The organism is Thalassovita sp. (assembly GCF_963691685.1).
Taxonomy (GTDB): Bacteria; Pseudomonadota; Alphaproteobacteria; order Rhodobacterales; family Rhodobacteraceae; genus Thalassobius.
On sequence record NZ_OY829290.1, the window covers coordinates 2,618,251 to 2,630,141 of the forward strand.

The window sequence follows — 11,891 nt, forward strand, 5'->3', positions numbered from 1 at the left end:
TCCCCCAAGCTTTCGCCTCAGGCTTGCAAGAAATGCGTTTTCGATCAAGGTTTTCGTGCAGATTGCCCTTAATCCACGGTCCCCAGATCGCGGGTTTTGAACCGCTCCATCGCAGCCAAGGCAGCCGCGCGCCCCTCGGCCAGCCCCACGATGGGGGTCAAGGGGCGCGGCGTCTCTGTGACCTTCCACGCACGCGGCGTGGCCTCGGCAAACCCGCTGTCCGCGGCCAGCCAGCGCCGGGTATAGCGGGCCTGTGCATCAAACTTTTTCTGCTGGGTCTCAGGGTTGAACACGCGGAAATAGGGTGCCGCATCAGGCCCGCAGCCCGCCACCCATTGCCAGCCCATCGCGTTTGACGCCGGATCCCAATCGACCAGAGTGTCTGCAAACCACTGCTGGCCCAGCCGCCAATGCAGCCGCAGGTGTTTGGTCAGGTAAGAGGCCGCAATCATCCGCACCCGGTTGTGCATCTTGCCGGTCACGTAAAGCTCGCGCAGGCCGGCATCGATCAGATCCACCCCGGTGCGCCCTTGTTGCCAGGCCTGCAAATGCGGGTGATCTGCCACCGTGTCCCAGGGAAAGGCCTCCCACTCATGGCGCCAGGCGCGGGTCTGAATATGCGGATCATGGTAACTCAGGTGCCAGGCAAAATCGCGCCACGCCAGTTCCTTAAGGAACTTTTCTGCAGCACGGGTCATGGTGGCCTGTCCGGCAACCGTGACCCGCGTCACATGCCAGATCTGGCGCGCCGAAATCTCACCATAGGCCAGCGGTTCACTTAAGCCCGATGTCACCTGCCGCGCCGGAAAATCGCGCCCCTCCGCGTAATCCTGCAGCGCCCCGGCCAGAAAGCGATCCAATTGCGCCTGCGCCGCAGCCTCGCCCAACAGAAGATGCGGCGCCACAACAGATGCGCCGCGCTGCATCGCCTTGCCCAACTGCCAATCAGCCAGAGCCTCTGAGCGCGGCCAACTGTCTGGCGCTGGCAACCTGTCCGGCGCGGGCATGGCCGGGGCAACCTCCTGCGCCGCAAGGGCCCGCCAGAACGGCGAATAGACGCGAAAATGCCCGCCCGCCTTGGTGGTTAAGGTCCAGGGCTCCGCCAGCAAGTTTCCGGCAAAGCTTTTCACGTCAAGGCCTTGCGCGGCGAAATGCGATTTGATCGTCGTGTCCCGCGCTATCCCCTCCGGCTCAAACGACCGGTTCCAATATAGCGCCTCTGCCCCGGTCTCCTGCACGAGCTGCTGTAGGGTCTCCAGCGCGGGGCCAGATCGCAAGATCAGACCGCTGCCGATGCGCTGTAAACTGTTCTGGAAGTGCTCCAGCCCCAGACCAAATCGCCATTTCGGCGCCGCGCCCAGCGCGTCAAACAGGTCATCCCGCAGAAAGATCGGGATCACCGGGCGACCGGTCTGCGCCGCCGCAGCCAGCGCCGGATTATCCGTCAAACGCAAGTCACGCCGCAGCCAGACAAGGACCGGACGGCTGAGATCGGGTTGGGAGGTGGTCGTAGAGCTGTGGGGCATGTCGCGGCCTTTTCCCACATTACGATCCGGCCCGTGGGCCGGATCAGTTTTTCTGCCCGGAAATTGCCTTACAGAACGGCGTCCAAAGCCTTGAGAAGCTGCTGAATTTCAGCCTCAGTCGTGTAATGCACAAAGCTCAGGCGCAACACGCCCTGCGCGGGATCGACGCCCATCGCCTTCAGCGCCCGCACCGCATAAAAATCGCCGCCGCCCGCCATAATGCCATGGTTCGCCAGAGCCGTGGCCACCGGCAAAGCCGCCCGGCCCAAATCCAGCGCAACCGTTGGCGCGCGGCGTTCCGGGTCCGTCGGGCCGATCAGACGCAAATCATTGCGGTTTTGCAGATACTCCATCAGCGGCGCGGCCAGTTTCACCTCATGCGCACGCATCAGATCATGAACCCCACTGCCTTGTGCCGTAAGATCGCCGCTGATCCCATGATGAGCCGCCAAGGCCTCGATGTAATCAACCATCCCTGCCGAGGCCGCGACCTGCGCGTGATCAGGCCCTGCGGGGGTAAACCGTTTGTACAGAACATCCGAATTGAAATAATGCGCCTGATTGGGCAGCTGCATGCCCAGCTCCCGCCGGATCACCATGATGCCCTGATGGGGCCCATAGGTCTTATAGGCCGAAAACAGATAGATATCCGGGCCCAGCATCCCCACGTCAGGGATCCCATGCGGCGCGTAGCTGACGCCATCGACGCAAACGAAAGCCCCGGCGGCATGGGCCATCGCAGTGATTTCCACCACCGGATTGATCTCCCCCACCACGTTGGAGCAATGCGGGAAACAGACCATCCGCACCTTTTCATCCAACAGGTTTTCCAGATCGGCGGGATCCAGCGTGCCGGTTGTTGGGTTGATCCGCCATTCCCGCACGTCGATGCCACGCTCTGTCAAACGGCGCCAGGGGCCTGAGTTGGCCTCATGATCCTGATCGGTCACTACAATCGCTTCGCCCGGTTGCAGCCACTGGCCAAAGGCCTGCGACAGAACATAGGTGTTCTGCGTGGTTGACGGGCCAAAGCTGACCTCATCCGTGGCCACGCCCATCAGCTGCGCCAGACGCTGACGCGCCTCATCCATTTCGGCACCGGCAAGCTGACTAGCAGCATAGGGCGCATAAGGCTGCACCTTACGCGTGTGATAAAACCGTTGCAGCCGGTCAATCACCTGCGCACAGGTGTAAGAGCCCCCGGCATTTTCGAAAAAGGCCTGCCCCTGCAACGATTGTTCAGCAAACGCGGGGAAGTTATCCCGCACGAAATTCACATCTAGATCTGTCATGCGCACAGCTTTGCCGTGTCTCATGGATTGGGTCAAGAACCGTTGTCGCGGCCTAGATTTGACGCGGCGCTTGGCCGGATGGAGAGGTCGCGGCCCAAGAATGGGCCGCAACAGTTTGATTTAACACCCCGAAGCGACTTGGCGGCGACGGGTAATGTTGAGACCCCGCTGTACGGAGTCACCAAACCGCAATGTCGCAGTCGTCAAGACGCCAGTATCAAGCGTTTACGTCAACGACCACCCGGCCCTGAACCTTGCCCGCCAGAATATCCGCACCCAGCTGCGGCAGATCCTGAAGCGTCGCTGGCTGCACCATGGCCTCCAGCTTTTCCAGCGGCAGGTCCGTCACCACCCGCTGCCAGGCCCGTTGCCGGTTCTCAAACGGCTGCAGGACCGAGTCGATCCCCAAGAGGTTCACCCCCCGCAACAGGAAGGGAATAACCGTCGCCGGCAGTGCCGCACCGCCGGCCAAGCCAACGGCGGCTACCGATCCGCCGTATTTCATCTGTCCCAGAAGCCGTGCCAGCATTGCGCCGCCCACGGCATCAACACATCCCGCCCAGCTTTCGCTTTCCAGCGGACGTTTGGTCGTTTCATTCAGCTCCTCCCGCGGAACGATCTGGCTTGCGCCAAGGCCGCGCAGGTACTCCTCGGTTTCCGGTCGGCCGGTTACCGCGGCAACCTCATATCCCAGATGCGCCAGGATTGCGGTTGCAACGGATCCCACGCCCCCGGCTGCGCCGGTCACCAACACCGGACCCTGCCCTAGGGTCAGCCCGTGATCCTCCAGCGCCATTACGGCCAACATCGCGGTGAAACCTGCCGTGCCCACCGCCATTGCCTGGCGGGTGCTGATCCCTTCGGGCAGAGGGACAAGCCAATCGCCCTTCACCCGCGCCTTTTGGGCATAACCGCCCCAATGGGCTTCGCCGACACGCCAGCCGGTCAGCACAACCTTGTCACCCGGTGCGTAGCGCGGATCCTCCGAGCTTTCGACCGTGCCTGCGAAATCAATCCCCGGCACATGGGGGTAATTGCGCACCAATCCGCCGCCGGGCCCAATGCACAGACCGTCCTTATAGTTCACGGTGGAATAGTCCACCGCGACCGTCACCTCCGCATGCGGAAGATCATCCAGCTGCAGCTGTTTCACCGCAGCCTGCGTTTTGCCATCTTCATTTTTGTCAACAACAAGGGCGTTAAACATCACGCTATCCTCCCAAAGTTAATATTTCGCAAACGCAGGCGGCATGAACGGCAGATCCGTGGTCCACCCTTTGCCGCCCGCGGCCGTCACCATCGCGTGGATCTGACCACGGTGATGGGTTTGATGATTGAACATCTGCATCAGGCACAGCGCCTTTGGCAGTGAGAAATCCTGTTGCATTGCAACGGAGTACCAGCTGAAGTCACCGTCCATATCCGCGGCAGTCAACCCGTTGGCCCACGCCAGAAACCGCTGATCCAGCGCCTGGCGCTTTTGCTGCCAATCGACCAGATCCGCCGACTCGGCAGTGCTGTTTTCCAAGGCTGTTTCCGGACCTGCGCCACCGTCAAAACGCGACAACCAGGTCAGATCGCCCCAGAGCAAATGATTCGCCGTACCTTGAATGGAGCCGAAGAAAGCGCTGCGATCCAGCCACAGCTGGGTCTCACTCAGCGCGGCCATTGCAGCCGACATTTCGTTATTTTGCCAGAGGTTATGCTGCGCCATCCGCTGACAATATTGCGGCGTAATCATTTGTTCATTCCTTTGGTTCATCCTGAACTGGCGACACCAAAACCTAAGGAGGATGCTCAGGAGTGTTGCGAGAAACCACGGGGCTTGATAAATGTCTGACAAATAAATCAGCACCTGCCAAGTAAAATGTCAGACAATTCAAAACCCCGTCCGCGCCCGACCGATCTGTCGGCAGCGATCGCCAGTGATATCCGCGACGCCATCATCGCGGGGCGGCTGATTGTGGACGAACGCCTGCCGTCCGAGGCAGAGCTGGCTGCTCAGTTCGAAGTGTCGCGCCCAACGGTTCGAGAGGCGCTCAAACGGCTGGCTGCTCAATCGCTGATCCGCACGCAACGGGGTGCAAGTGGCGGTGCCTTTGTGAACCGGCTGAGTTATGAGCAGGCCTACGGCCAGCAGATCACCACCTCGACCCTACTGCTCAGTATGAATGGCGTCAGCTTTGACACTGCCTGCGAAGCGCGGTTTGCGCTGGAGCGGGCCTGTGCCCCCCTGGCCGCAGAAAGGCGGCAGCCTGATCACCTGGCCGCGATGCAGGCTGAGATTACGCGCCAGTCTGCCACTGGCCTATCGGATGAGGCGTTCTGTGCCTCGGATGTTGCATTTCACAGGGCCCTTGTGGATGCAGCGGGCAATCCTGTGCTGTCTTATCAACTGGCCGGTGCGGTTGAGGCGATGCAGCCCTTGATGAATATGATCACCTACACCCGCCGGTCCCGGGACGTGATCATCGGTCTGCATCAACGCATTGTGGATGCGCTGGAACAGCAATCGCCGGAAGACTGCGACAGCGCCCTTGTTGAATTGCACAGCTATACCCGCGATCTGAACCAACCCACCGCACGTTGATCAGCCTGTTCTCGCCGAAACGACTGCGGCGGCAAGGTGTGACTTGCCCGACATCACCGCGCGGCTCATGGTTCGCGCATGCGTAAAAGCCTCCTACTGATATCCTTTTTGGCCCTGACCGGCACTGCCTATGGCCTGGCCTCCCCGCATCACCGACTGGTTGCTCACAACAAACTGTCGGACATTGTTCACTCTATCCTTCCCGCGCCGCGGCAGCCCGGCCAGGAAATACGCCCAGATAATGCCACCCCAGCCACGGAATGGGCCGCAGGTTTGGTTAACGCCGCTAAGGAGCAGATCGGCATAACAACGCAGTATGATGGCGCCTATCAAGGGCTGGACTATCCTATGGGTGACATTGATCGGCGTCGCGGCGTTTGCACGGATGTGGTGATCCGCGCCTTGCGGGACGCGCATGATCTGGATTTGCAGGTGGCCGTGCATGAGGACATGGCCGATCACTTTGACGCCTATCCTGCGCTCTGGGGTATGACAGGTCCCGATCGCAACATCGATCATCGCCGGGTGCCAAATCTGCGCCGCTATTTTGAACGCATCGGTGTTGAACGCCCGCTGGCCACGACGCCCAGTGCCACAGATTTTCGGCCCGGTGACATCGTCACTTGGTCCTTCGGGCCCGGCCAGCCACATATCGGCATCGTCAGCACCCAGATGGATCGCCGCAGTCAGACGCCGCTGATCATTCACAACGCCGGGGCCGGCACCCGACTGGATAACATCCTGTTTTCATACCCGATCACCGGACATTACCGTCTGGAGGATGCCCTGCACCCCACCTAAATTTGCAATTCTGCCCCTTCTCTTCCCCGAAGTTCCCGCCTATATAGGAGCTGTTCCCTTGGGGACTATGGACATAAACGCGCTCGTAATAAGCGGATCGGACCCGGGGGCGGTACCCGGCGGCTCCACCAAATATCCTTTATTGGGGGATCATGGGGCCGAAACAGGATCGACGAACGTCTAAAGGGGTTAGCTTTGTCCCGGTGAGATACCACCGTTATCGGTTCGCTAAGCATAATTGCCAATAACAATCGTGCTCCGATGGCTCTGGCTGCGTAAGCAGTCCGAAATATCGACCTTTAAGCCCTTACGCCTAGCAGCCTAAGGCGGGGTCCGCAGGTACCTGGCAACAGAAACCTGCACCCTACCACCCATCCCAGACCTGATTTAGCCGCTATACGTGCCCGCGCTCCGCCGGTATGAGGGTGGCATTTGCAATGACAGCAGCATCAGGCCATGACCACCCCAACCGTTTCTGAACTGACCCGCGTTTTTGGCCGTATTGGCGTCCTGTCCTTTGGCGGTCCCGCCGCCCAAATTGCCCTGATGCACAAGGAATTGGTCGAAGACCGCCCTTGGCTGAGCGAAAAACAGTTCCTGTCGGCCTTGTCGTTTTGCATGTTACTGCCCGGGCCTGAGGCGATGCAGCTGGCGACCTATGCAGGTTGGTTGAAACGCGGTGTCCTGGGCGGGTTGATCGCCGGCGCCCTGTTTGTGCTGCCCGGGGCGGTGGTCATTCTGGCGTTGGCGCTGGCCTATGCGCAGTTTGGCACGCTGCCCTTGGTGCAATCGGCCTTCCTGGGCATTCAGGCGGCTGTTGTCATCGTTGTGTTCACCGCATTGCGCAAGATCGCCGGCAAGGCCCTGACCCGGCCAAGTGCCTATGTGCTGGCCGCATTGTCCTTTGCCGCGATCTTTTTCCTGCAACTGCCTTTCCCGCTGGTGGTTTTGGCCGCCGCAGTGTGGGGTGCGTTGAGCGCGGAACATTCGCAGGCGCCAACCGAAGCAAAGGAAGCGCCGCGGTTTCTGTGGCGTCCGGTTTTGGCCTGCGCTTCGCTGTGGGCAGCGCCTTTTGGCCTGCTGGCGCTGTGGGATCATGCGTTCCTCAGCGAAGTTGCGCTGTTTTTCTCCAAGCTGGCGGTGGTGACCTTTGGCGGCGCCTATGCGGTGCTGGCCTATATGACGCAGGCCGTGGTCAATGATCATGGCTGGCTGAGCCTGCCACAGATGATTGATGCCCTGGGGCTGGCGGAAACCACCCCGGGCCCGCTGATCCTGGTCACTCAGTTCGTTGCAACCCTGGCTGGTCAAATGCAGGGCGGGGTGAGCTTGGCGCTCACGGCCTCAGCTCTCGCACTTTGGGTGACTTTTGTGCCGTGTTTCCTGTGGATTTTTGCCGGCGCGCCCTACGTCAACCTGCTGACCCACGCGCCGCGCCTGTCTAATGCGCTGTCCGCAATCACGGCGGCCGTGGCGGGGGTGATCGCCAACCTATCGCTGTGGTTCGCGCTTCAGGTTCTGTTTGGTCAGGTCAGCCAGACACGTTTCGGCCCCGTGCCGGATGTCAGCAGCTTTTCACCCGTCGCGGCAGGGTTCATGGGGCTGGCGGCTGTTTTGATGCTGGGTCTAAAACGCGGCATGCTGACGACCTTGGCGATCATGGGACTGGTCGGCATCATCTGGGGCCTTCTGAGCTAACATCACCGGTTAACCCGTTGACCACTCATCAGGATACCGCTGCTTAGACCGCCCGCCGAGCGGCAGGCTCGGACACACACCCCGACCCACCCACAGATTTTTTTACCCGCTTTCGGTCACTTGCCCTTTCGTTTTTTGGCAAATCCCCTATGCTCAGACCCGCACCAAGAAAGGCACTCTTATGTCAAGCAGCATTGACTACGGAAACCTGATGCACCGCGCCATGCGCAGCCTGATTCAGGAGGTTTTGCAAGGCGTTGCGGAAAACGGCCTGCCGGGCGCGCATCATTTTTTCATCACCTTCGACACCACCCACCCGGATGCGGTGCTGGCCAGTTGGTTGAAGGAGCGCTACCCCAGCGAAATGACCGTGGTGATGCAGCATTGGTATGACAATCTGCTGGTCGAAGAAGACGGGTTTCATGTCACGCTGAACTTTGGCGATCAGCCGGAACCGCTCTACGTGCCATTTGATTCAATCTGCACCTTTGTCGATCCCTCGGTCGAGTTTGGCCTGCGGTTTGAAACCCCAGAGGACGGCGAAGAAGAAGACGAGGATATCACCGAACAAGACGGCACCGCCGCCTTGGAAGAGATCCTGGAAGAAAAATCCGCCCCGCAGGAGGCCGAGGTCGTCAGCCTCGACAGTTTCCGCAAGTAGGTCCTAGCATTCCCCGTCTCTGCCCGCAGATCGGCGAATGCTTGCCCATTGACAATGGGGTTGCCCGGATTTTTTGGCAGCGCCATCTCACATTTACAATCAGGTGACATATCTTAACCCGTAATAGATTTTATTACGGGAGGATTGATATGGCACGGGACTTCACGCTGTTTATTGGCGAAATGATCCGCCGCCCCAATGAGGTGGGCGCGGTGGCTCCGTCTTCGGCAAAAACGGCGCAGTGGATGTGTGAAGGGCTGGCACAGGTCGAGGGTCCGATTGTGGAAATCGGTCCCGGCACCGGCAGTTTCACCCGCGCCATATTGGATCATGGCATCGCGCCTGAACGGCTGACCTTATTGGAAATGGGCCCGCGGTTCTGCGACACGCTGCGGGAAAAATTCCCCGGCGTGCAGGTGTTGAACCGACCCGGACAAGACATTGACAAAATTGGATTAAACAACATCGGCGCGGTGATTTCAGGGGTGCCGATGCTAGCCCGCCCGGACCTGCAGCGCGGCGTTTTGGAACCTGCCTTTCGCGTGCTTGCGCCGGGGGCCAGTTTCACCCAGTTCACCTATTCCATCCGCACCCCGTTTGGCGATGACCTCCTGTCGGACCTGGGGCTGCAATCGCGCAAACTGGCGACGGTCTGGGCCAACCTGCCCCCGGCCACCATCTATCGGATTACGCGCCGCTGACACGCGGCCGCGACCTCAGGCCCCAGATGCGATCAGAGCCCGCACCTTCACCGCTTTTTCAAAGTGGTTAAGCTGGTGGGTTCTGATCCACCACTCCGCCGCCTCCATGAGCAACTCGGGGTCATCGTTTTTATTGGCGAAAACGCATAGAATGACAGGCCAACACCGTCGCCTTTTTGGGCGATTTTGGCGTCACAGATTTTGATGGCTTTTAGGCGCAATGTCTCTCGCATGGGGCCGCTCCTTTTCCTTCGGGGTAATATGCGGCGGCTGGGCGGTTCAATCAGCCTGCTGACAGCGACTGTCAGCATCCCCGCCAATGGCCACGCTGTGTAAGTGTTAGCGGTATCCCACGGTATACAGCATTGCACTTTGCCCGGATTACGCTATGAAAACTGCAACAGATATCTCGGAGGTCATCATGGCGAATACCCGCACCGAAACCGACAGCTTCGGCCCCCTCGAAGTTCCTTCTGACAAATACTGGGGCGCACAGACCCAGCGTTCGATCATGAACTTCCCCATCGGCTGGGAAAAACAGCCCGTCGCCATTGTGCGCGCGCTGGGGGTGATCAAACAGGCCTGCGCGATGGCCAACAAAGAGTCGGGCAAGCTGGACGCCAAGATCGGCGATGCGATCATTCAGGCCGCCGGTGAGGTTTTCCAGGGCAAGTTTGACGATAACTTCCCACTGGTTGTCTGGCAGACCGGTTCGGGCACCCAGTCGAACATGAACTCGAACGAGGTGATTGCAAACCGTGCGATCGAAATCCTCGGCGGTGTGATCGGCTCCAAAGATCCGGTGCACCCCAACGACCACTGCAACATGGGTCAGTCCTCCAACGACACCTTCCCGACCGCAATGCACATTGCCGCCGCCATGATGGTGCGCGACACGCTGCTGCCGGGTCTGAACAAACTGGCCGAAGGTCTGGAACAGAAGTCGGAAGAGTTCAAAGACATCATCAAGATCGGCCGCACCCATACACAGGACGCGACCCCGCTGACACTGGGCCAGGAATTTGGCGGCTATGCCCATCAGATCCGCCAGGGCATCGCCCGTGTGGAGGCCGCCCTGCCCGGCATCTATGAGCTGGCACAAGGGGGCACAGCGGTTGGCACCGGCCTCAACACCCAGAAAGGTTGGGGCGAAAAGGTTGCGGCGAACATGGCCGAAATCACCGGCCTGCCCTTTGTGACCGCGCCGAACAAATTCGAAGCGCTGGCCGCCCATGACGCAATGGTCTTCATGTCGGGCGCCTTGGCCACCGTCGCCGGCGCCATGTACAAGATCGCCAACGACATCCGCTTCCTGGGCTCGGGCCCGCGTTCGGGTCTGGGCGAGCTGATCCTGCCGGAGAACGAGCCAGGCTCCTCGATCATGCCGGGCAAGGTGAACCCAACCCAGGCCGAGGCAATGACCCAGGTGGCCGCCCATGTGATGGGCAACAATGCGGCGATGACCTTTGCGGGTTCGCAAGGCCACTTTGAGCTGAACGTCTACAACCCGATGATGTCCTACAACCTGCTGCAGTCCATGCAGCTGCTGGGTGACGTCGCCGACAGCTTCACCGAGAGGATGCTTCTGGGCATCAAGGCCAATGAGCCGCGCATCGAAAAGCTGATGAAAGAAAGCCTGATGCTGGTCACCGCCCTGGCCCCGACCATCGGTTATGACAATGCCACCACCGTGGCAAAAACCGCCCATAAGAACGGCACCACATTGAAAGAAGAAGCCATCGCGCTTGGCTTCGTGGATGCTGAAACTTTCGACGCCGTTGTGCGCCCGGAACAGATGATAGGTCCGAAAGACTAATTTTCGGTTACCAACAAAAAGAAAAGGCGGCCCGAGTGTCGCCTTTTTTCATTTTCCTGCGACGGAACCGACTTTGGTCCGCGTATCACCCCCATTGAAAACAGGGGGGGGCTCCATGGCCAAGACGTACATTCCGCCAGTATTTCTGGTTCTTCTTTTGGTGCTCAGCGGCTTTTGCCTTGCCACTTCGCCGGTGTTTGCCGACGCGGGGGAAATGCAGGATGCGCGGCTTTTGCTGCAGCTTGGGTTGTTGTTATAGACGGCATTAGCCCCAAATTTGGCAGCAAGAGGTGCTGGGCAACACGGCCCCAGGTGGCTAGAGTGATGCTATGACAGTGGTGAACCTCAACAAGTTTCGCAAAGCTAAAGCCCGCGCCGAGAAAAAGGCGCAGGCCGATGAAAACGCTGTGAAATTCGGCCGCACCAAGGCTGAGAAATCGCTGGATCGCGCCCAGAATGCCAAGGCGCAGAAGGATCTGGACGGCAAAAAACGCGACGGGCATCCCCCGGAATGAGCCGCCCGGTCAAACGTTCCCTCACCCTGCGCGGCCACCGCACCTCGGTCTCATTAGAGGATGAGTTCTGGCAGGCGTTTCGCGAAATCGCGCAAGAGCGCGACCTTGCGATCAATGAATTGGCCGCCGAAATTGATGAAGCGCGCGCGTTGGATTGTGGGCTGGCCACCGAAATGCGCCTTTATGTATTGCGGCACTACCGGGCTCGTTGCGCCTGATTATTCTGGCAACAGCACTTATATCTGCACTGTGTTAAACCTTCGTTCATCTCTTGCGGCTAGTCTGGGCCTG

Annotated in this window: 14 protein-coding genes and 1 other RNA gene; 10 read left to right on the top strand and 5 right to left on the bottom strand. The window is 59.7% G+C overall.

The features are described from left to right. Positions 1-68: 68 nt before the first annotated feature. The 4 genes from ACORLH_RS12615 to ACORLH_RS12630 all read right to left on the bottom strand — a co-directional run bounded on the left by ACORLH_RS12615 (position 69) and on the right by ACORLH_RS12630 (position 4,559). Entirely contained in the window at positions 69-1,526 is a 1,458-nt protein-coding gene (locus tag ACORLH_RS12615) for a deoxyribodipyrimidine photo-lyase (RefSeq protein ID WP_321828755.1), read from the bottom strand. A 68-nt stretch (positions 1,527-1,594) separates the two neighbouring features. Then, a complete protein-coding gene (locus ACORLH_RS12620; protein ID WP_321828756.1) occupies positions 1,595-2,818 on the bottom strand; it encodes an aminotransferase class V-fold PLP-dependent enzyme in 1,224 nt (407 codons plus the stop codon). 217 nt (positions 2,819-3,035) lie between these two features. Continuing rightward, positions 3,036-4,025 (bottom strand): acryloyl-CoA reductase, encoded by a 990-nt coding sequence (gene acuI / locus ACORLH_RS12625; RefSeq protein WP_321828757.1) that lies wholly within the window; start codon positions 4,023-4,025, stop codon positions 3,036-3,038. 18 nt (positions 4,026-4,043) lie between these two features. Then, positions 4,044-4,559 (bottom strand): DinB family protein, encoded by a 516-nt coding sequence (locus ACORLH_RS12630; RefSeq protein WP_321828758.1) that lies wholly within the window; start codon positions 4,557-4,559, stop codon positions 4,044-4,046. 126 nt (positions 4,560-4,685) lie between these two features. On the opposite strand from ACORLH_RS12630, the gene ACORLH_RS12635 reads away from it, so the two are divergent. From ACORLH_RS12635 to ACORLH_RS12660, 6 genes are all read left to right on the top strand, one after another. Beyond that, entirely contained in the window at positions 4,686-5,408 is a 723-nt protein-coding gene (locus tag ACORLH_RS12635) for a FadR/GntR family transcriptional regulator (RefSeq protein ID WP_321828759.1), read from the top strand. 273 nt (positions 5,409-5,681) lie between these two features. After that, complete coding sequence (locus tag ACORLH_RS12640) at positions 5,682-6,209, top strand: DUF1287 domain-containing protein (RefSeq protein ID WP_321828760.1); 528 nt, start codon at positions 5,682-5,684, stop codon at positions 6,207-6,209. A gap of 13 nt (positions 6,210-6,222) precedes the next feature. Further along, positions 6,223-6,573: a transfer-messenger RNA gene (ssrA, locus tag ACORLH_RS12645) on the top strand. A gap of 92 nt (positions 6,574-6,665) precedes the next feature. Next, a complete protein-coding gene (gene chrA / locus ACORLH_RS12650) occupies positions 6,666-7,907 on the top strand; it encodes a chromate efflux transporter (protein WP_321828761.1) in 1,242 nt (413 codons plus the stop codon). A gap of 181 nt (positions 7,908-8,088) precedes the next feature. Beyond that, positions 8,089-8,568, top strand: a complete 480-nt coding sequence (locus ACORLH_RS12655) for an SspB family protein (RefSeq protein ID WP_321828762.1) — start codon at positions 8,089-8,091, stop codon at positions 8,566-8,568. A gap of 149 nt (positions 8,569-8,717) precedes the next feature. Next, complete coding sequence (locus tag ACORLH_RS12660; RefSeq protein WP_321828763.1) at positions 8,718-9,269, top strand: methyltransferase type 12; 552 nt, start codon at positions 8,718-8,720, stop codon at positions 9,267-9,269. Between the two features lie 15 nt (positions 9,270-9,284). On the opposite strand, the gene ACORLH_RS12665 is transcribed toward ACORLH_RS12660, so the two are convergent. Then, positions 9,285-9,377 (bottom strand): DUF6500 family protein, encoded by a 93-nt coding sequence (locus ACORLH_RS12665; protein ID WP_420719754.1) that lies wholly within the window; start codon positions 9,375-9,377, stop codon positions 9,285-9,287. 313 nt (positions 9,378-9,690) lie between these two features. Here ACORLH_RS12665 and fumC point away from each other — a divergent pair, with 313 nt between their 5' ends. From fumC to ACORLH_RS12685, 4 genes are all read left to right on the top strand, one after another. Next, positions 9,691-11,085, top strand: a complete 1,395-nt coding sequence (gene fumC, locus ACORLH_RS12670; protein ID WP_321828764.1) for a class II fumarate hydratase — start codon at positions 9,691-9,693, stop codon at positions 11,083-11,085. A gap of 115 nt (positions 11,086-11,200) precedes the next feature. After that, a complete protein-coding gene (locus ACORLH_RS12675; protein ID WP_321828765.1) occupies positions 11,201-11,344 on the top strand; it encodes a hypothetical protein in 144 nt (47 codons plus the stop codon). A gap of 70 nt (positions 11,345-11,414) precedes the next feature. Continuing rightward, positions 11,415-11,600 carry a DUF4169 family protein gene (locus tag ACORLH_RS12680; protein ID WP_321828766.1) on the top strand — a complete coding sequence of 62 codons (186 nt, stop codon included), beginning with the start codon at positions 11,415-11,417 and terminating at the stop codon, positions 11,598-11,600. Then, a complete protein-coding gene (locus tag ACORLH_RS12685; protein ID WP_058242810.1) occupies positions 11,597-11,818 on the top strand; it encodes a ribbon-helix-helix domain-containing protein in 222 nt (73 codons plus the stop codon). The genes ACORLH_RS12680 and ACORLH_RS12685 overlap by 4 nt, the downstream gene beginning before the upstream one ends. Positions 11,819-11,891: the final 73 nt, after the last annotated feature.

Coding starts and splice junctions, on each gene's coding strand:
- ACORLH_RS12615 (WP_321828755.1), bottom strand. CDS start 1,526: ATGCCCCACAGCTCTACGACCACCTCCCAACCCGATCTCAGCCGTCCG.
- ACORLH_RS12620 (WP_321828756.1), bottom strand. CDS start 2,818: ATGACAGATCTAGATGTGAATTTCGTGCGGGATAACTTCCCCGCGTTT.
- acuI (WP_321828757.1), bottom strand. CDS start 4,025: ATGTTTAACGCCCTTGTTGTTGACAAAAATGAAGATGGCAAAACGCAG.
- ACORLH_RS12630 (WP_321828758.1), bottom strand. CDS start 4,559: ATGATTACGCCGCAATATTGTCAGCGGATGGCGCAGCATAACCTCTGG.
- ACORLH_RS12635 (WP_321828759.1), top strand. CDS start 4,686: ATGTCAGACAATTCAAAACCCCGTCCGCGCCCGACCGATCTGTCGGCA.
- chrA (WP_321828761.1), top strand. CDS start 6,666: ATGACCACCCCAACCGTTTCTGAACTGACCCGCGTTTTTGGCCGTATT.
- ACORLH_RS12655 (WP_321828762.1), top strand. CDS start 8,089: ATGTCAAGCAGCATTGACTACGGAAACCTGATGCACCGCGCCATGCGC.
- ACORLH_RS12660 (WP_321828763.1), top strand. CDS start 8,718: ATGGCACGGGACTTCACGCTGTTTATTGGCGAAATGATCCGCCGCCCC.
- ACORLH_RS12665 (WP_420719754.1), bottom strand. CDS start 9,377: ATGGAGGCGGCGGAGTGGTGGATCAGAACCCACCAGCTTAACCACTTT.
- fumC (WP_321828764.1), top strand. CDS start 9,691: ATGGCGAATACCCGCACCGAAACCGACAGCTTCGGCCCCCTCGAAGTT.
- ACORLH_RS12675 (WP_321828765.1), top strand. CDS start 11,201: ATGGCCAAGACGTACATTCCGCCAGTATTTCTGGTTCTTCTTTTGGTG.
- ACORLH_RS12680 (WP_321828766.1), top strand. CDS start 11,415: ATGACAGTGGTGAACCTCAACAAGTTTCGCAAAGCTAAAGCCCGCGCC.
- ACORLH_RS12685 (WP_058242810.1), top strand. CDS start 11,597: ATGAGCCGCCCGGTCAAACGTTCCCTCACCCTGCGCGGCCACCGCACC.